The organism is Aureimonas sp. AU4 (assembly GCF_001463765.1).
In the GTDB taxonomy this organism is placed as follows: Bacteria; Pseudomonadota; Alphaproteobacteria; order Rhizobiales; family Rhizobiaceae; genus Aureimonas.
Genome location: NZ_BBWK01000078.1, coordinates 1 through 15,784 on the forward strand (window position 1 = coordinate 1; position 15,784 = coordinate 15,784).

Annotated in this window: 19 protein-coding genes; 7 read left to right on the forward strand and 12 right to left on the reverse strand. The window is 63.9% G+C overall.

The genetic code is table 11. From position 1 onward, the window contains the following. Positions 1-39: 39 nt before the first annotated feature. The 5 genes from AUL35_RS19425 to AUL35_RS19445 all read right to left on the reverse strand — a co-directional run bounded on the left by AUL35_RS19425 (position 40) and on the right by AUL35_RS19445 (position 4,266). A complete protein-coding gene (locus tag AUL35_RS19425) occupies positions 40-735 on the reverse strand; it encodes an aspartate/glutamate racemase family protein (RefSeq protein ID WP_062017934.1) in 696 nt (231 codons plus the stop codon). Between the two features lie 359 nt (positions 736-1,094). Next, positions 1,095-1,631: a VOC family protein gene (locus tag AUL35_RS19430; RefSeq protein WP_062017935.1), complete on the reverse strand. Its 537-nt coding sequence runs from the start codon at positions 1,629-1,631 to the stop codon at positions 1,095-1,097. Between the two features lie 69 nt (positions 1,632-1,700). Continuing rightward, the gene (locus tag AUL35_RS19435) at positions 1,701-2,549 is read right to left on the reverse strand and encodes an alpha/beta fold hydrolase (protein ID WP_062017986.1); all 849 of its coding nucleotides are present in this window, start codon (positions 2,547-2,549) and stop codon (positions 1,701-1,703) included. Positions 2,550-2,599: 50 nt separating this feature from the next. Beyond that, entirely contained in the window at positions 2,600-3,424 is an 825-nt protein-coding gene (locus AUL35_RS19440) for an oxidoreductase (protein ID WP_062017936.1), read from the reverse strand. Between the two features lie 89 nt (positions 3,425-3,513). Further along, positions 3,514-4,266: an SDR family oxidoreductase gene (locus AUL35_RS19445; RefSeq protein ID WP_062017938.1), complete on the reverse strand. Its 753-nt coding sequence runs from the start codon at positions 4,264-4,266 to the stop codon at positions 3,514-3,516. Positions 4,267-4,378: 112 nt separating this feature from the next. On the opposite strand from AUL35_RS19445, the gene AUL35_RS19450 reads away from it, so the two are divergent. Continuing rightward, a complete protein-coding gene (locus AUL35_RS19450) occupies positions 4,379-5,005 on the forward strand; it encodes a TetR/AcrR family transcriptional regulator (RefSeq protein WP_062017940.1) in 627 nt (208 codons plus the stop codon). A gap of 35 nt (positions 5,006-5,040) precedes the next feature. Here the strand turns inward: AUL35_RS19450 and AUL35_RS19455 are convergent, their stop codons facing one another. The 6 genes from AUL35_RS19455 to AUL35_RS19480 form a co-directional block, all read right to left on the reverse strand. Next, on the reverse strand, positions 5,041-5,439 hold the full coding sequence (locus tag AUL35_RS19455; protein ID WP_062017942.1) for a RidA family protein: 399 nt from the start codon (positions 5,437-5,439) through the stop codon (positions 5,041-5,043). A 116-nt stretch (positions 5,440-5,555) separates the two neighbouring features. Then, on the reverse strand, positions 5,556-6,158 hold the full coding sequence (locus AUL35_RS19460; protein WP_062017944.1) for a DUF308 domain-containing protein: 603 nt from the start codon (positions 6,156-6,158) through the stop codon (positions 5,556-5,558). A 59-nt stretch (positions 6,159-6,217) separates the two neighbouring features. Further along, positions 6,218-6,997, reverse strand: a complete 780-nt coding sequence (locus AUL35_RS19465) for a molybdopterin-binding protein (RefSeq protein WP_062017946.1) — start codon at positions 6,995-6,997, stop codon at positions 6,218-6,220. Beyond that, entirely contained in the window at positions 6,994-7,851 is an 858-nt protein-coding gene (locus tag AUL35_RS19470; RefSeq protein WP_062017948.1) for a cytochrome b/b6 domain-containing protein, read from the reverse strand. The genes AUL35_RS19465 and AUL35_RS19470 overlap by 4 nt, the downstream gene beginning before the upstream one ends. A gap of 112 nt (positions 7,852-7,963) precedes the next feature. Then, positions 7,964-8,587, reverse strand: coding sequence for a hypothetical protein (locus tag AUL35_RS19475; RefSeq protein WP_062017950.1), 624 nt, complete (start codon positions 8,585-8,587; stop codon positions 7,964-7,966). 150 nt (positions 8,588-8,737) lie between these two features. Then, on the reverse strand, positions 8,738-9,325 hold the full coding sequence (locus AUL35_RS19480; RefSeq protein ID WP_062017952.1) for a TetR/AcrR family transcriptional regulator: 588 nt from the start codon (positions 9,323-9,325) through the stop codon (positions 8,738-8,740). A gap of 445 nt (positions 9,326-9,770) precedes the next feature. On the opposite strand from AUL35_RS19480, the gene AUL35_RS19485 reads away from it, so the two are divergent. The 6 genes from AUL35_RS19485 to arsK are packed head-to-tail and all read left to right on the forward strand — an operon-like array spanning position 9,771 to position 14,372. Continuing rightward, on the forward strand, positions 9,771-10,121 hold the full coding sequence (locus AUL35_RS19485) for a helix-turn-helix transcriptional regulator (protein WP_062017953.1): 351 nt from the start codon (positions 9,771-9,773) through the stop codon (positions 10,119-10,121). Continuing rightward, positions 10,118-10,645: an arsenate reductase ArsC gene (locus AUL35_RS19490; RefSeq protein WP_062017954.1), complete on the forward strand. Its 528-nt coding sequence runs from the start codon at positions 10,118-10,120 to the stop codon at positions 10,643-10,645. Before AUL35_RS19485 ends, AUL35_RS19490 begins: the two co-directional genes overlap by 4 nt. Before the next feature lie 11 nt (positions 10,646-10,656). Then, positions 10,657-11,070, forward strand: coding sequence for an arsenate reductase (glutaredoxin) (gene arsC, locus AUL35_RS19495; protein WP_062017955.1), 414 nt, complete (start codon positions 10,657-10,659; stop codon positions 11,068-11,070). Next, the gene (gene arsH / locus AUL35_RS19500; protein WP_062017956.1) at positions 11,067-11,792 is read left to right on the forward strand and encodes an arsenical resistance protein ArsH; all 726 of its coding nucleotides are present in this window, start codon (positions 11,067-11,069) and stop codon (positions 11,790-11,792) included. The genes arsC and arsH overlap by 4 nt, the downstream gene beginning before the upstream one ends. A 22-nt stretch (positions 11,793-11,814) precedes the next feature. Further along, positions 11,815-13,125 (forward strand): arsenic transporter, encoded by a 1,311-nt coding sequence (locus AUL35_RS19505; RefSeq protein ID WP_062017958.1) that lies wholly within the window; start codon positions 11,815-11,817, stop codon positions 13,123-13,125. Then, complete coding sequence (gene arsK, locus AUL35_RS19510) at positions 13,122-14,372, forward strand: arsenite efflux MFS transporter ArsK (RefSeq protein WP_062017987.1); 1,251 nt, start codon at positions 13,122-13,124, stop codon at positions 14,370-14,372. Before AUL35_RS19505 ends, arsK begins: the two co-directional genes overlap by 4 nt. A 607-nt stretch (positions 14,373-14,979) precedes the next feature. On the opposite strand, the gene AUL35_RS19515 is transcribed toward arsK, so the two are convergent. Beyond that, complete coding sequence (locus AUL35_RS19515) at positions 14,980-15,714, reverse strand: Crp/Fnr family transcriptional regulator (RefSeq protein ID WP_062017960.1); 735 nt, start codon at positions 15,712-15,714, stop codon at positions 14,980-14,982. Positions 15,715-15,784 lie beyond the last annotated feature (70 nt).

Genomic DNA, 15,784 nt, shown 5'->3' on the forward strand with positions numbered 1-15,784 from the left:
CCGATCACAGGCATAGACGTCAGAGCTGGAAGCTGCCGTTCAGTCCGCGAGCGCTTGCCGGACCGCCGCCTGCGCATGAAGAGCCGTGGTATCGAACAGGGAAACCGCGCTGTCTTCGGGTCGAACCAGCAGCATGATCTCGGTGCAGCCGAGGATCACGGCCTGCGCGCCGGCTTCCACCAGACGCGCGATGACAGCCTGGTAAGCGTCGCGCGAGGACGGGACGATCTGCCCAGCCACGAGTTCCTCGTAGATCACGCGGTGGATCGTGGCGCGGTCCTGCGCATTCGGCACGATCACCTCCAGCCCATGCCGCCCGGCCAGGCGTCCCTTGAGGAAGTCCTGCTCCATCGTGAACGCGGTGCCGAGGAGTCCGACCCTCCGCAAGCCCGCCGCTTTGATGCGCTCGGCCGTCGGATCGGCGATGTGCAGAAGCGGCACCTGTACCGCCGCTTCGATCGCCGGTGCCAAGCGATGCATCGTGTTGGTGCAGATAACGAGGATGTCGGCGCCGGCTGTCTCGAGCTTGCGCGCCGCGTCCACCAGACGGGCCGTCAGTTCCTCCCACTCTCCACGGTGCTGAAGGGCCTCGATCTCGGAGAAGTCGAAGGACCACAGAAGGCAGCGGGCGGAGGCCGTGGGTCCCAGCCGATCGCGGACGCCCTGGTTGAGGATGCGATAGTACTCGGCCGAACTTTCCCAGCTCATCCCGCCGATCAGGCCAATCGTGCGCATGCGTCCCCTGTATGTTCTGTCCTAATAGAAAATCCCTCTTTCCTGACCATTCCGATTACAGTCGACGAAAATACCCACTCCCGAAAGCGATCTGCCTTCATTAGTTCGTTCAACGTCGTACCAATGTCTCGAAAACATAAGGATTCGTTTTTTCACTTCTTCTTCGTTGATTGACGGTTTCCTCAAGGATAAATTGGACGACAATGACAATATATATTTATCAATTAATATGATTTCTCAGCCGTTCGCTACCCGCCCCACCCTGATTTGTCATCGTTTGATTCAGATCTATAAAATCGAATAATCACGGCTTCAATGAACGACATCGAGTGATGAAGCGATAATAATCTTCGACTTGCCTATCTTCGATCTTCGTCTTGCCATCGGCGCAAATCCGTCTGGTCGTGATAGGCCATGCGGGTCGGCGTGGTGATGAACTCCACTGTCGTACCCCAAGGCGTACGGCAGTAGCAGACCTTATTTCCAGCACCTTTCTCAGTGTCGTAAGGAATGGCCCTTGGCGCGGTTAGAGGAGTGCCTCCGGCCTTTTCAAAGAGTTCCACCGATGCGTCGATGTCGTCGGTATAGACGCCGAAATGCGTGATGCCGAAGTCACTCGCCCGGACCGGCTGCGCCTGTTCGGGACCGTGCATCTCGAAGAGCTCAATGTCGGGCCCGGTGCCGATCTTGATCATCGCCTGCGCCCTCACGACCGTTCCTGGAAATGCGCCGACGGCCCGTTCGAATTCCGGTCCCTGCCGCGGTGGGTCCTGCGGTCCGAAGGATTGGTAGATCAATTGGCCGCGAAACGCCGCCATGAGGAAGGACTTCGCCGCTTCGACGTCGGGCACGACGATACCGATGTGATTGACGCCGCGAATGACAGGAGTGGTCATGACAATTGATCTTTCTTGTTGACTTGATCGATCGCGCTCCGCCCGGCCATGACCGCGCAGGCGCAGGGTTCACTCGGCTTTGAGAAAATCGATTAAGGCGGCCGCGACCTCATACGGCCGCTCGTCCGCGACGTAGTGGCTGCACCGCGCGATTGGGCCGCCCGTCACGTGGGTGGCGAATTCCTCGAGCATCGGCACCATCTGCGCACCGAAGCGCTGATCCCCGCCGAGACCCAACACCGGTATCTCAAGCGGCTGCTGCTTGTACTTGAGCGCGGCCGCATGGTCCGCAGCGAAGGTGCGATACCATTCCATGCCGCCGCGGAGGCGGCCAGGGAGCGCCATCGCCTTTGCGTAGATCTCAATGTTCGCCGGATCGAAGCTGCTGTGGTCGTAGATCCGCTCGGCCATGAAGGCGGCGACATAGTCGTATTCACGGCCGTGGATTAGGCGCTCAGGCAGATCGCGGCTTCCATGAAAGCCGAAATGCCAGAGCCTCGCAGCTGTTACCTCCCATCTGCTCCAACCAGGAAGCGGAACGTCGAGGACCGCGAGATGCGTGACGGCCTCACGATGAAGCGCTGCCTGTGCCAAGGCGACCATGCCGCCGATGTCGTGTCCGCACACGGCGTAGCGCTCATGCCCGAGAGCCGCCATGACTTGGTGCGCGTCGCGTGCCATCGTCGCCTTGTCGTAGCCGTCGAGCGGGCAGTCAGAAAAACCCGCGCCGCGCAGATCGATGGCGACCACACTGAACTGCTCGGCCAGCCGCGGCATGATTTGATGCCATTCCCACCATGTTTCCGGCCAGCCATGGAGCAGCAGAATTGGCGGGCCCGAGCCCCCTACGACGGCGTTAATCCGGATGCCGTTCACGGGCACCAGCTGCTGGGCGAACCCCTTCAAAGTCGCGATCATGATCGCCTTCCCGTCGATGTTGACGTGCAAACAGAGCTTGTGGCCAGCGCTCAGCCCCGGTCGAAATCAGTGGCGATTGTGATGTCGCGCCAGGCGTCGATGTCGCTTCGGAAGGAAGCTAGCTTACGTTCGGCGATCGTGTGCGCAGCCTGGCCGAGCGGCAGATGAAGGGGGGCATCATCGGCATCGACTGCCTGCATGATCACGGCCACCGCTTTATCAGGATCGCCCGCCTGGTTACCGTCGTTAGCTTCGCGGTAGTGCCGCCGCGAGGTCGCGGCGTATTCCGACATCTCGTTGGCCGCCATCGTGATCGAGCGGCCGAGGAAGTCGGTGCGGAAGGGGCCAGGCTCGACGATGAGCACACGAATGCCGAACGGCTTCAGCTCGCTTGCGAGTGCTTCCGAAATCCCTTCCACCGCGAACTTGGCGGCATGATAGTAGCCTCCACCGCCACGACCCTCGATGCCGGCACCGGACGACATGTTGACGATCGTTCCACCCGAACGGCGCAGGACCGGCAGGGCGGCCCGGGTGGTTTCGATGAGACCGAAGACGTTCACCTCGAACATCGGCCGGTACTCCTCCGGTGTGCCTTCCTCGATCGCACCGAATAAGGCGTAGCCGGCATTGTTCACGAGCACGTCGACGCCGCCGAAGGTCTCGACCGCCTTCGCGACCGCCACCTTGGCCGACGCCGCATCGGTAACGTCCAGCGGCAAGGTGATCATCCGGCCACCGAACGGCTCCGCCAGTTTCTCGATCGACGCGACGTTGCGAGCTGTGGCGATAACCTGATCGCCGCGCTGCGCAGCCGCGATCGCAAGCCTTCGGCCAAAGCCACTCGAGCAGCCGGTGATGAGCCAGGTTTTCATGGATGCTTCTCCGCGTTGGTTTGAGAAGGCGTCGATCCGTCGACAAGCGAACCGGCTCGTCGGCCGTGATCGGGGCAGCAATAGCTCGTTCACGCGCTGATGCCGCCGTCGACGAGAATGCCCGAGCCCGTGACATAGGCGGCGCCCGGTCCAGCAAGGAAAGCGACGGCCTCGGCGACCTCGTGGGTCTTGCCGTAGCGGGCGATCGACAGGCTCGGCAGAATGGCAGGCGCGAGAGGACCGTCGGCTGGGTTCATGTCGGTATCGATCGGGCCTGGGCGGACGAGATTGACGGTGATGTCGCGGGGCCCGAGCTCACGCGCCAAGCCGCGGGTAAAGCTTTCCATGGCGGATTTGGTCGCCGCATAGACGGCGATGCCGGCGAACGGGACCGAGAGGCCGGCATTGCTGCCGACCGTGATGATGCGCCCCCCGTTCGGCAGATGCTTCAGCGCCGCCTGGGTGGTCACGAACACACCGCGCACGTTGACGTTCAGCTGTAGGTCAATCTCTTCTAGCGACTGTGTTGCGAACTCACCCGCGATGAGCACCCCGGCGTTGTTGACGAGGATGTCGAGGCCGCCGAGCTCGGCGACGGTCCGCTCGACCGCTGCTTTCACCGCTTCCGGGCTGGCAGCGTCGGCCTGGATGGCGACCGCCCGACGACCCAAAGCGCGAATGTCTTCGGCCAACGCCTCGGCCTTTTCTGCGGACTTCTCATACGTGACGGCGATGTCGGCGCCGTCTTCGGCGAGCTTCAGCGCGATGGCCGCGCCGATCCCGCGCGCAGCTCCGGTGACGAGTGCCCGCTTGCCAGCAAGTCGAAGATCGGAAGGTGTCATGGTGATATCCCCATGTCGATTATTTCTGTGTCGATCGGCAAATAATTCATCGTCGATTTCATTGGCCTGCGCAAGCGAATTATGTGACAATCGACACAGAAAGGGTCAGGCGATGGCACAAACACCGACGCAGGTGACGTCCAGACGAGGGCGCCCCGCCTCCTTCGATCGCGACGACGTTCTCGATAAGGCCATGCGCGTGTTCTGGGAGAAGGGTTATGCCAGTGCCTCGATGAGCGACCTGACCACTGCGATGGGCATCGCCTCGCCGAGCATCTACGCCGCCTTCGGCTCCAAGGAGGGTCTCTATCGCGAAGCTCTCGATCGCTACGTGGCGCTTAGCCGGGAGGGTTTGGCCCGCATCTTGGAACTTCCGACCGCACGGGAAAGCGTTGAAGGCCTTTTGCTCAAGGCCGTTGCCGCCTTCTCCCGGTCCGGCGTTCCAAGCGGATGCATGCTTGAGCAGACCGTGGCGGAAATTGGCGACCAGTCTCCCGAACTCGCCGAAAGCCTCGGTAAGATGCGGGCGGTGAATGACGCGAATTTTCTGGCCCGGTTGCGAAAGGGCGTCGAGGAAGGCGATGTTGCCCCCGGGACCGATATCGCTGCCGTTGCAGCCTTCTACATCACCGTTCGTAAGGGCCTAAGTCTGACCGCCAAGGGCGGCGCCAGTCCAGACGAGATGCGTTCCGTCGTGGCATCGGCCATGACGGCCTGGGCGGCACTGACGGGCTCCTGAAAGTCCGCCCGGGAACTGCTTATTCAGCGAACGCCTTAGACGAGGCGCTTCAAGGCAATGCACTTGATCTCAACCAGCAAGCCCGGGACCGCCAACTCCGTCACGCCAACGCAGGTCCAAGCGCAAGTGCTTCGCGGGAACAGTCGATCTTTGACGCGCCGAAATGTCTCCATGTGCTGGCTCAGGCCGACATGGAAGGAGGTCATCTCGACAACGTCCGCAAAAGTGCATCCGGCTTCCGCCAGAACGAGCCTCAGGTTTTCCCAACACGCCTCGAACTGCGGTTCGGGATCTTCGATCACCGACAGGTCGCTGTTTCGCCCGACCTGACCCGCGCAGAAGAGGAAGTCACCGGCCTCTACCGCCGGGACGTAGCCCGCCCGTTCGACGATATTGCGCATCGATGGGGGGATGACCGACCGTCGCTCCGCCATGATGAATTGTACTCCTTGTAACGTCTCTATGGGTGGTAAGTCTTGGTTCGGCAGGAGCGGTCCGGGATGAGCCGCCCCTGCCGAACCGCGCCGTGGCGGCAAGTCCGCGTGAACGATCACGACGCATCCACAATGCTGCCCCTGGACGATCCGGAAGCCGAACGACGCCAGTTCGAGACCGTCAACCAAATCGCCGAGACAAAGAAGTAGAAGGCACCGAAGGCGACGTAGGGCGCGATGTCGGTGAATTGCGGGTTCAAGGCCGTCTGGGACCGTCCAATGAATAGGACCCCCGCAAGCATCGATTGGGCACCGCTGAGTATAATCGCCCACTGCGCACCGTAGCGCTTCCAGCGTCGGAAGCCCGTGCCGAGTTGAAAAGCGCCTGACAGGGTCGCCCAGACGCCGACGACGGCTATCACCATGTTCATGCTGATCGAAAGCGCAATCACCACCGCAACCGTTGTCGCCAGACTGACGAGGACGTTAAGCGACTGGGTCGGATTCGATCTCAGGCCGCCGTTGCGGCGCGCATCCACGAAGTTGGCGGCTGCATCCCAGGCGGGGTAGAGGACGAGCATGAGCGCGGCGAGGCCGGGCTTGCCCTGGGCAACCGTGTAGGCCGCCGCCACCCAGACGAGCGAGAAGGCTGCTCGGGTGAAGTAGTAGGATCTCAGCCACGAGCCGTTGCCGATGTTCGAGACGTATGAGGTCGTCATAGTATGTTCCTTCTTACCAACTAGATGGTAGGCTGATGAGGCGTGATGTGCATGGCCTGTCAGATCCCGGCGTACCATTCGTAGCCGCGATCTTCCCAGAAACCGCCCTTGCCGCCGAAGAAGCGGTCGAAGTTGTCGACGACCTCAATGCCCATCAGGTACTTGGCCTGCTTGTAGCCAAGCTGCCGTTCGACCCGCAGGCGGAGGGGTGCTCCGTGTCCGACTGAGAGGTCTGCACCGTTCATCGCGTAGGCAAGGATCGTCTGGGGATGGAAGGCGTCGCCGAGATCGATGCTCTCGTAGTATCGGCCACTGCCGTCGAGGGTCCGCTCTAGTTCATCCGCGCAGTGGAAGACAACGAAGCGGGCATTCGGCTTGAGGCCTGCTGCTTTGAGGATAGGACCAAGTGGAACGCCGGTCCATTGGCCGATCGCGCTCCACCCCTCGACACAGTCGTGGCGGGTGATCTGGGTGCGGGACGGCAGCTTGCGCAAATCCGAAAGGCAAAGCGCAAGCGGTCGGTCCACGAGGCCGACGACCTTCAAGCGCCAGTCGGCGAAGCCGTTCTCAAGCAGCGCGGTATACTCGTCGGACTCCGGCACATGCGTGCCGTTGACCCGGAATGTGGGCGAGATGTCCGCGACGGTGAACTCCCTCGCGAGCGGCCACTGGGCCAGCAGCTTGCGCTGGGCGCTCATGGTCAGCACCTCGGCCGAATGCAGTATGGCTTCGAGATCCGTCTGACGGACAAAGACGCTTGCACCACCGAGCGCAAGGGCGCCCGTTCCCAGGGCGCCGCCGACAAAGAAGCGGCGACGGGTCAGAATGCTCTGGGTCATGTCCGGGGTCCTTCCTCTCGGATCGCATAACGACCCGTGATCATTGAACGCAGGTTGTTCCAGGGACCGGAGAGGACGACCATGGCCACGTGGATGACGACGAACAGGACGAGCAGAGAGGCGCAGACGAAGTGGATCGTGCGGGCCGAAGGGCGTCCGCCGAAGATGTCGAGCAGGAAAGGAAGCGCTGCATCGATCCCAGGCGACATGGTCAGCCCGGTCAGCACCATCAGCGGCAGCAGCCCTCCGATGACGGCAACGTAGCTGAGCTTCTGGAGGGCGTTGTAGTGCCGGGCATGCTCGCCCTGCGGAAAGCGCAGGCGAACATGGTCGACCACTTCGTGCCAAAGGTGGCGCGGTGTCAGCTCCTTGCGACTTGGTGCAAGGTCCCGTCGGAAATGGCCGCTGACCATGCCGTAGGCGAGATAAACGAGACCGTTGAGGACGAAGGCCCAGGCGAAGAAAAAGTGCCAACGCCGGCCGAGCGCCAAGTCTTGGTAGGACGGCAGCATCGCCCACGCCGGAAACGCCCGTTGGGTCCACTCGCCGTCCACCCTCGAGACACCGAGCACTCCTGTCGTTGGGACTCGGATGCCGCCGACCGTCGCAAATCCGCGGGGCTGGCCATCGGTTTCTCCGGCGTCGATCGACACGATCGCGGCATCGGCATCCGCACCGTACTGACCCCAGTGAAGTCGCGGGTAGCCGTTGAGGATCTGAAGCCCGCTCATCAGCAAGACGGCGAGGCAGATCGCGTTCATCCAATGGGTCAAGCGAGTGACCGCGGCGTGACGGAAGGTGAGAACTGTTCTCCGACGACGGGTCGAAGGCGGGGGTTGCTGGAACTCGTGCATGGTCCGATCTCAAGATGTCGACTGCGTCGCTCGCCTGCAGGTGCGGCGTCGCGACTTGTGGACGTTCTGGGCCCGGCAACCGTTGATCCGAGTGCCGGGCCCAGATGTCGCCTCACATCGGCGGAACAACACCGTTGGTGCCGACGACGACGCGCTGCGCCGTGATCGTGCCGCCCGAATCCTTCTCGCCGGACACGAAGACGACGGCCTCCGGCATCAAATCAGCTTGCGTCGCAGGCGCGAAGGTGACGACCGGCGTGCCGTCCGGTACGGCGATCTTCTTCTCCTTGCCATGGTAGGAGACCGTGACGGTCCGCCCGTCGACGGCCTTCACTGCGTCCGCGACCGAGCCGTTGGTCATGGTGCTGTTGGGCTGAAGGTCCCAGCCGAAGCTGCCCTCACCGGCGCCCTTGAGGCTTGGCGGGAAGATCAGAACTTCCAGAGCCCCGTCTCCACCGTCCTTCTTGGGCAAAGAGGCGATGCCCACATAATCGCCCGGCTTGATGTCGGAGAGGGACGCTTTAGCGACGCTCGACACCATCCAGTTGTCAGCGAGCGCGAGGTCGACTGTCTGCCCCTCACGCGTCTTCACCTTCAGCGCGTTGGCGCCAAATTCTACGATAGTGCCGCGCACGCGGACGGCCTCCCCTTTGGGGCCTTCCGCCATGGCGGACGCGCTCGCGCCGATGACGAGCGGCATTGCGATAGTTGCGGCTGACAAGATTTTGCGGAACATGACTTCTCCTATCTACCTACTAAAAGGTAGCCTGACGCGGGAAAAATGGGCTAGGCATGGAGCGTCGGCCATGCATGACCCGAGCTGCAACTCGCTGGCTACAACCCAAAACGTGTCTCTGCTATCGACCGTCGGAACGGGCTACCCACCTTAGTGGCGACGAGACGTCAGCCTATCGAGAATGGGCCCGGTCACCGTTCGGTAGACCGCCGGATCCCCGTAGGCACGGGCGGAAAGCATTGCCCCATGAACCGTCGCCATGAAGGCCTCAGCTTCGATCCGCGGCGTCTCCGAGAGGAAGAGCTTGCCCTGTGCGTGGCCTCGCTCCATGACGCCCGTCATCCATTCCGACAGCCCGCGGAAGTATGCCTTGACCTCTGTCACGACCTCGGCAGGGAGCACGGGCATCTCGGTCGCGAGCAGGGCGCAGATGCAGAAGCTCATGGTCGGGTCAGCGACACACGCTGCCCAATGGTCGGCGTAGGCCCGAAGCTGGTCAACCGGATCCGGACGCGCATCCACCAACTTGGCCAGTCCGGCTTCGGCCTGGGCGCGATGCCAAGCCACCAGCTTCTGGACGAGATCGGCCTTGCTGGGAAAATGGTGATGGATGCTTGCCTTCCGAATGCCGACGACTTCGGAGATGTCGGCGTAACTGAAGCCGTTGTAGCCTCCGGCCGCGATAAGCCGACGGGTGCAGTTCAGGATGTCTTCGAAGGTGGTCGAAAGGTTCGTCATGCGAATAACCTACCTTTTAGTAGGATGGTCGTCAAGCGTCATTTTTGGCAGACGTCTCAGCCACTCACCGCCGCGGATTTCATTGATGCGTCCACCCTAGCGCTTCGCGGTGACAGGCCGAGGACCTTGTTGTCATCAGGGCCCAGGCATTCCTGATTAGTGGGTCCCATGAACCTCCGAGCGCGGTCTTAAACGGTTGGAAGGGACGAGTTCAGGAAGGGCCACACAGGAACGATAACGTCCGCTCTCGGCCTCCTCGGCTCCAGAACGGACAGTCGGCTTTCCACCCAACCGAGCCGATCGGCGCTAAGGAAGCGGACACCCGGAAGCGGTCCATCCGCTTCCGACCCTTCCAAGACGTTCAACGTAACATGTGCCGCCGCTCAATAGCGGTCATCAACTTCATGCCCTTGATCATTACAACTATGTTCGCAATATCGCAGGAATGAACGATGACTCAGCCGTTGACGCCCTGTCCGCCCTCGCTCACGCCGACCGCCTCGCGGCCTTCAGGATGCTTGTTCGCGCCGGCCCGAACGGCATGGCGTCCGGAGAGATCGCCGAGGCTCTGCGGATCCCGCCGACGCGGATGAGCTTCCACCTTGCGACGCTGGAGCGCGCCAAGCTTCTGCGCTCGTGGCGAGACGGGCGGCGCATCCTTTACGCCGCGAGCTACGACGACATGCGCCAGCTCCTCGCCTTCCTCACCGAGGACTGCTGTTCGGGGAACCCGGAGATCTGCGGGAACCTGGGCGACGCCTTCGCTTCCACCTGCGCCCCGGAGACCTGCCGATGAGTGCCCAGCCCTTCAACGTCCTGTTCCTCTGCACGGGCAACTCCGCCCGTTCGATCCTCGCCGAGAGCGTCCTGCGCAAGGACGGCGCAAGCCGCTTCAACGCCTTCTCGGCCGGAAGCCAGCCGAAGGGCGAGGTGAACCCGATGGCGCTGGAGGTGCTGCGCGAGTTCGGCTACCCGACCGACGGCATGCGCTCGAAGCCGTGGGACGAGTTTGCCGTGCCCGGTGCCCCGGTCATGGATTTCGTTTTCACCGTCTGCGACCAAGCGGCTGGCGAGGCCTGCCCCATCTGGCCGGGCCAACCGATGACGGCCCACTGGGGCATCGAGGACCCGAGCTACGAGAACCGCGGTCCGATGTGGAGCCGGGCCGCGTTCACGCAGGCCCTCCGCTTCATGAAGAACCGCGTCTCCGCCTTCACGGCCCTACCTGTCGAGAGCCTGGAGCGGACTCGTTTGGCTGCGAAGGTGCGCGAGATCGGCCAGCTCGAAGGCGCTTCCTTCCGCACGCCCGACGTGGCTTGAGGACCGCAGCCATGACCGTCACGATCTACCACAACCCCGCATGCGGCACGTCGCGCAACACGCTGGAGATGATCCGCCAGTCCGGCGAAGAGCCGGAGATCGTCGAGTACCTGAAGGACCCACCGAGCCGCGAGCGGCTGGTTGAACTAATTGGCGCCATGGGCATCCGCCCGCGCGATCTCCTACGCGAGAACGGCACGCCCTACGCCGAGCTTGGCCTTGCCGACCCCAAGCTGACCGACGAGGAACTCCTTGCGGCGATGATCGAGCACCCGATCCTGATCAACCGCCCGATCGTCGTGACGGACAAGGGCGCCGCGCTCTGCCGCCCGTCCGAGAAGGTGCTTCCCCTCCTCGCCAACCCCGTCGCAACGTTCACGAAAGAGGACGGCGAGGTCGTCGTCGCGTCGGGGTCGGCGGCGTGACGGGCCCCGCCGCCCTCGACCTACCCTCCGTCGACCTCGACCAGCTTCGCCCGATCGACGGGAACGCGCTCGCCGGCCCCGGCGCCCTGGCGCACCCGCCCCGCATCCTCGTCCTCTACGGCTCGATCCGCGAGCGGTCCTACTCCCGCCTCCTGTCCGAGGAGGCCGGCCGCCTGCTGCGCTGGTTCGGCTGCGAGGTGCGCACCTTCGATCCCCGCGGCCTGCCGCTGCCGGACGGGGCGGAACCCGACCACCCGAAGGTGAAGGAGCTGCGCGACCTCGCCGACTGGTCCGAGGGCATGGTCTGGGTCAGCCCGGAGCGCCACGGGGCCATGACCGGGATCATGAAAGCGCAGATTGACTGGATCCCGCTGGCCCTCGGCGCCAAGCGTCCGACGCAGGGCAAGACGCTGGCCGTCATGGAGGTGTCGGGCGGCTCGCAGTCCTTCAACGCCGTGAACCAGATGCGCATCCTCGGCCGCTGGATGCGCATGGTGACGATCCCGAACCAGTCGTCCGTGCCGAAGGCCTTCCTCGAGTTCGACGAGGCGGGGCGCATGAAGCCGTCCGCTTATCTCAGCCGCGTCGTCGATGTCTGCGAGGAACTGGTGAAGTTCACGCATCTCGTGCGCGGTCGCTCGGACATCCTGACGGACCGCTACTCCGAACGCGTCGAGAGCGCCGAGAAGCTGTCCGAGCGCGTGAACCAGCGCACTCTCTGATCCTCCGTCCCCCGGACCGTCCATGCTCGCCCTTGCGATATTCATCGCCACCCTCGTTCTCGTCATCTGGCAGCCGAAGGGGCTGGGTATCGGCTGGTCGGCCCTTGGTGGGGCCGCCGTGGCACTCGCGGCCGGGGTGGTCGGCTGGGGCGACGTCGGGACGGTCTGGCATATCGTCTGGGATGCCACGTTCACCTTCGTGGCGCTGATCGTCATTTCGCTGATCCTGGATGAAGCCGGGTTTTTCGCCTGGGCAGCCCTGCACGTCGCCCGCTGGGGCGGTGGCAATGGCCGCCGACTATTCCCGCTGATCGTGGTCCTGGGGGCCGTCATCGCGGCCTTTTTCGCCAACGACGGCGCCGCGCTGCTGCTGACACCGATCGTGCTAGCCATTCTCCTGCGCCTCAACTTCCCGCCCGCCGGGGCGTTGGCCTTCATCGTCGCGTGCGGCTTCGTGGCCGACACCACCAGCCTGCCGCTGATCATTTCCAACCTGGTCAACATCGTTACCGCCAACTACTTCGGCGTCTCGTTCGGCCGCTACGCCGCCGTCATGGTGCCAGTGAACCTAGTCTCCTTGGCCGCTACGCTTGCGGTGCTGTGGCTGTATTTCCGGCGCGACGTGCCCGCGTCCTATGACGTGGCCAACCTGGAAGCCCCGGAGACGGCCATCCGCGATCCGCAGGTGTTCCGGGCGGCCTTTCCGCTGCTCGGGCTGCTGCTGGTCGCCTACTTCGTCACTGGCCCATTGGGCGTGCCGATCGCCTTCGTGACCGGCGCGGCGGCGCTGGTCCTGGTCGCCATTGCCGGACGCTGGTTTGCCGGTGGGCAGGGGGCCGTGGTGTCGGTGCCCAAAGTGCTGCGTGATGCGCCCTGGCAAATCGTCCTGTTCTCGATCGGCATGTATCTGGTGGTGTACGGCCTCGGCAATGCCGGGCTGACCGATCTGGCGGCCGGGGTGCTGGTCTGGCTGGCCGGTCAGGGGTCCATGATTGCCACCGTGGGCACCGGCCTGCTGGTCGCCCTGCTGGCCTCGATCATGAACAACATGCCGGCAACGCTCGTGGGCGCCTTGGCAATCGACCGGGCCGACGTGACGCCGCTGACGCAAGAGTTGATGGTCTATGCCAACGTCATCGGCAACGACCTCGGGCCAAAGTTCACGCCGATCGGCTCGCTGGCGACCCTGCTGTGGCTGCACGTCCTGGCCGGGAAGGGCCAGCGGATCACCTGGGGCCAATACATGAAGGTCGGCCTGGTGCTGACGCCGCCGGTGCTGCTGGTCACGTTGCTGGCGCTGTGGGCCTGGCTGCCGCTCGTCTCGGCTCAATGAGCGCGCCGCGCAGCGCCTGGGCGGATATTGCCGCCCTGGGCGTGAGCCAGATCGTCGGCTACGGCACCCTCTATTACAGCTTCGGCATTCTGGCGCCCGCCATGGCGCGCGACGTGGACTGGCCGGTCGAATGGGTGTTTGGCGCCCTGTCGGCCGCACTGCTGGCCGGAGGACTGATTGCCCCCTGGACCGGGCGCTGGCTCGATCGCTTCGGCGCCGGTCGCGTCATGGCGGTGGGATCGCTGGCCGCCGCGACGGCGCTGGTGGCGGCCGCCCTGGCACCGACGGCCCCGGCCTTCGTGCTGGCACTGGTCGCCATCGAGGTCGCCTCGACCTTTGTGCAGTACGGGGCGGCTTTCCCGCTGCTGGTCCAGCGGCACCCGGTCACGGCCCAGCGCAGCATCCTGTATCTGACCCTGATCGCGGGGTTCGCCTCGACCCTGTTCTGGCCGTTGACCACCTGGCTGCACGCGGCACTGTCGTGGCAGGCGGTCTATCTGGTGTTCGCCGCGCTGAACCTGGTGATCTGCCTGCCGATCCACCTGTGGCTGGCAAGGCGGCCCAAAACGTTGCCGCTGGCGCTCGAGGCGGCAAAGCCGTTGGCCCAACCCGTACCCGTGGCAGGCCTGGTCACGGCGCCGCTGCGGGGGCGGGCGTTCCTGCTGATGGGCCTAGGCTTTGCCTGTCAAAGCCTGGTGGTGTCCTCGGTACTGATCCACATGCTGCCGATCCTCACCGCCTTGGGCCTTGGGCTCGCAGGCGTGATGGTCAGTGCCGTGTTTGGTCCAGCCCAGGTCGCCGGACGGTTCACCCTGATGGTGTTCGGCCGCGATCTGTCGCCGCTGGCACTGGCCATAATCTCGGCGGCGTTGCTGCCGGCATCGCTGGTGCTGCTGGCGGCCACAGCCCCATCGACCGCCGGAGCCACCGTATTCGCGGCCCTGTTTGGCCTCGGGAATGGCCTCTACAGCATCGTCGGGGGCACTCTGCCGCTCGCGCTCTTCGGCCCTGAGGGGTACGGCGCGTTGCAGGGGCGCGTCACGTCCATACGGCTGATCGTCGGCTCGGTGGCACCGTTCGCCTTCGCCCTGGCGACGGACTGGATGGGCGTCGGCGGTGGCCTGCTGGTTACAGCACTCCTCGGCTGCGGGGCGGTCATAGCCTTCGCAGTTATCGGGCTCCTGTTGCGTCGTAGGTCCGGACATCACTTGCCGCCGACTGCGGCGAACATCCGCTCTGATGCGTGATCGGACCCTAAACGGACCGACCGCTTTCCACCCGAGATCACCGATCGGTGTCGTAAAAGCGGACGCTTCAAAGCGGTCAATCCTCTATCGACCCAAGCTTGCCACCGGCGGGGTTGAAGCCCAATGCTAAGAGCGGGCATTCTCCATCATGCAGATTGTCATCAGGGCATGATGCCGATCGGCCGGACATCATCGAGCAATCGCCGCAAGCTACGCGGCTCTTGCTCCCGCGTCGTCAGGTCCTCCAACAACCACTGCCACTGGAACGTCCCAGGCGTGCGCGGGGCTTCCTCGTGTCGATAGCCGTTCTCAAGCCCGCCGAAGCCCGGGCCATTGCCGCGGTCGTTGCCGACGTTGCCGTTACCCTGTCCAGAGCCGGTGTTCCCGTTCCCGTTCCGGTCGCCGACGTTGCCGTTGCCGTTGTTGTTGGCGTTGTTCCCGTTCCCGTTGCCATCCCCGACGTTACCGTTTCAATTGCCGTTTCCCTCCCCGAAGGCCGCTAGGCAGGGAGGCGATGTCAGGATGATGACGGCAACCTCGACGACTGATGCGGCCGGCGGCCGGGCGATGCGCGTTCGGCCGCCACGCCTCCATTCGGGTCGGCCATTCAGCGGCAGGGGCCGTGAACAAGGGCGCGCTGGTAGGCTCCGAGGATGACGCGGTGGCACTTGCAGCTTGCGCGCACCAATGCGTCCCGGTCGAGGATCGTGACGACGCCCCGGTCCACCGAGATGACCCCATCGCGCTCGAGGTCACGCAGAGCGGTCGAGACGCTCGCGCGCCGGACACCCATCAGGCGGGACAACGTCTCGTGCGTCAGAGGCAGTGCCGAAACGCCCAGGCTATGCTGGGCGGTCAGCAGCCAACGCGACAGGCGCATCGGAACGGTGTGCAGGCGGGAACACAAGCTGACCTGCGCGACCTGCACGGTGACGGCATAGGCGTATCGATGCAGGAGGCCGTTCAGGGTCGGTGAGGCTGCCATGGCCGCCCGGAGATCCTTGACGGCGATGCGATGGGCGTGACCCGGAACATGGACTACCCGCTTGAACGGCGACGACGCCGACCCGAGCACGGCGGGTATGCCGACCATTCCCTCGCGCCCGATGAACCAGACTTCCACCGCCTCGTTGTTGTCCAGCTCGGCGATCACAGACACAAGACCTGATTCCAGAAAGTAAGCATTCTCGAACGGAAGCGAGCGGAGATGAAGGACCTGCCGTGGCCGCAGTTCCACGAGTTCAAGACGATCCGCGAGCAACGTCTGATCCTCCTGCGGAAGAACGGAGAGAAGGTGGTTCTTGAACGGGGGCGCGACGGGTCGATCACTGGACGATGTCATGCCGTTCCCTAGGAAATGACCTCCGGCATGAACAGTTAAGCTTACGTAACCCAGCCAAATGCGACCGCGA

Excerpts from the sequence above, each read along its gene's own strand:
- AUL35_RS19425 (WP_062017934.1), bottom strand. The coding sequence starts at position 735 with ATGCGCACGATTGGCCTGATCGGCGGGATGAGCTGGGAAAGTTCGGCC.
- AUL35_RS19430 (WP_062017935.1), bottom strand. The coding sequence starts at position 1,631 with ATGACCACTCCTGTCATTCGCGGCGTCAATCACATCGGTATCGTCGTG.
- AUL35_RS19435 (WP_062017986.1), bottom strand. The coding sequence starts at position 2,549 with ATGATCGCGACTTTGAAGGGGTTCGCCCAGCAGCTGGTGCCCGTGAAC.
- AUL35_RS19440 (WP_062017936.1), bottom strand. The coding sequence starts at position 3,424 with ATGAAAACCTGGCTCATCACCGGCTGCTCGAGTGGCTTTGGCCGAAGG.
- AUL35_RS19445 (WP_062017938.1), bottom strand. The coding sequence starts at position 4,266 with ATGACACCTTCCGATCTTCGACTTGCTGGCAAGCGGGCACTCGTCACC.
- AUL35_RS19450 (WP_062017940.1), top strand. The coding sequence starts at position 4,379 with ATGGCACAAACACCGACGCAGGTGACGTCCAGACGAGGGCGCCCCGCC.
- AUL35_RS19455 (WP_062017942.1), bottom strand. The coding sequence starts at position 5,439 with ATGGCGGAGCGACGGTCGGTCATCCCCCCATCGATGCGCAATATCGTC.
- AUL35_RS19460 (WP_062017944.1), bottom strand. The coding sequence starts at position 6,158 with ATGACGACCTCATACGTCTCGAACATCGGCAACGGCTCGTGGCTGAGA.
- AUL35_RS19465 (WP_062017946.1), bottom strand. The coding sequence starts at position 6,997 with ATGACCCAGAGCATTCTGACCCGTCGCCGCTTCTTTGTCGGCGGCGCC.
- AUL35_RS19470 (WP_062017948.1), bottom strand. The coding sequence starts at position 7,851 with ATGCACGAGTTCCAGCAACCCCCGCCTTCGACCCGTCGTCGGAGAACA.
- AUL35_RS19475 (WP_062017950.1), bottom strand. The coding sequence starts at position 8,587 with ATGTTCCGCAAAATCTTGTCAGCCGCAACTATCGCAATGCCGCTCGTC.
- AUL35_RS19480 (WP_062017952.1), bottom strand. The coding sequence starts at position 9,325 with ATGACGAACCTTTCGACCACCTTCGAAGACATCCTGAACTGCACCCGT.
- AUL35_RS19485 (WP_062017953.1), top strand. The coding sequence starts at position 9,771 with ATGAACGATGACTCAGCCGTTGACGCCCTGTCCGCCCTCGCTCACGCC.
- AUL35_RS19490 (WP_062017954.1), top strand. The coding sequence starts at position 10,118 with ATGAGTGCCCAGCCCTTCAACGTCCTGTTCCTCTGCACGGGCAACTCC.
- arsC (WP_062017955.1), top strand. The coding sequence starts at position 10,657 with ATGACCGTCACGATCTACCACAACCCCGCATGCGGCACGTCGCGCAAC.
- AUL35_RS19505 (WP_062017958.1), top strand. The coding sequence starts at position 11,815 with ATGCTCGCCCTTGCGATATTCATCGCCACCCTCGTTCTCGTCATCTGG.
- arsK (WP_062017987.1), top strand. The coding sequence starts at position 13,122 with ATGAGCGCGCCGCGCAGCGCCTGGGCGGATATTGCCGCCCTGGGCGTG.
- AUL35_RS19515 (WP_062017960.1), bottom strand. The coding sequence starts at position 15,714 with ATGACATCGTCCAGTGATCGACCCGTCGCGCCCCCGTTCAAGAACCAC.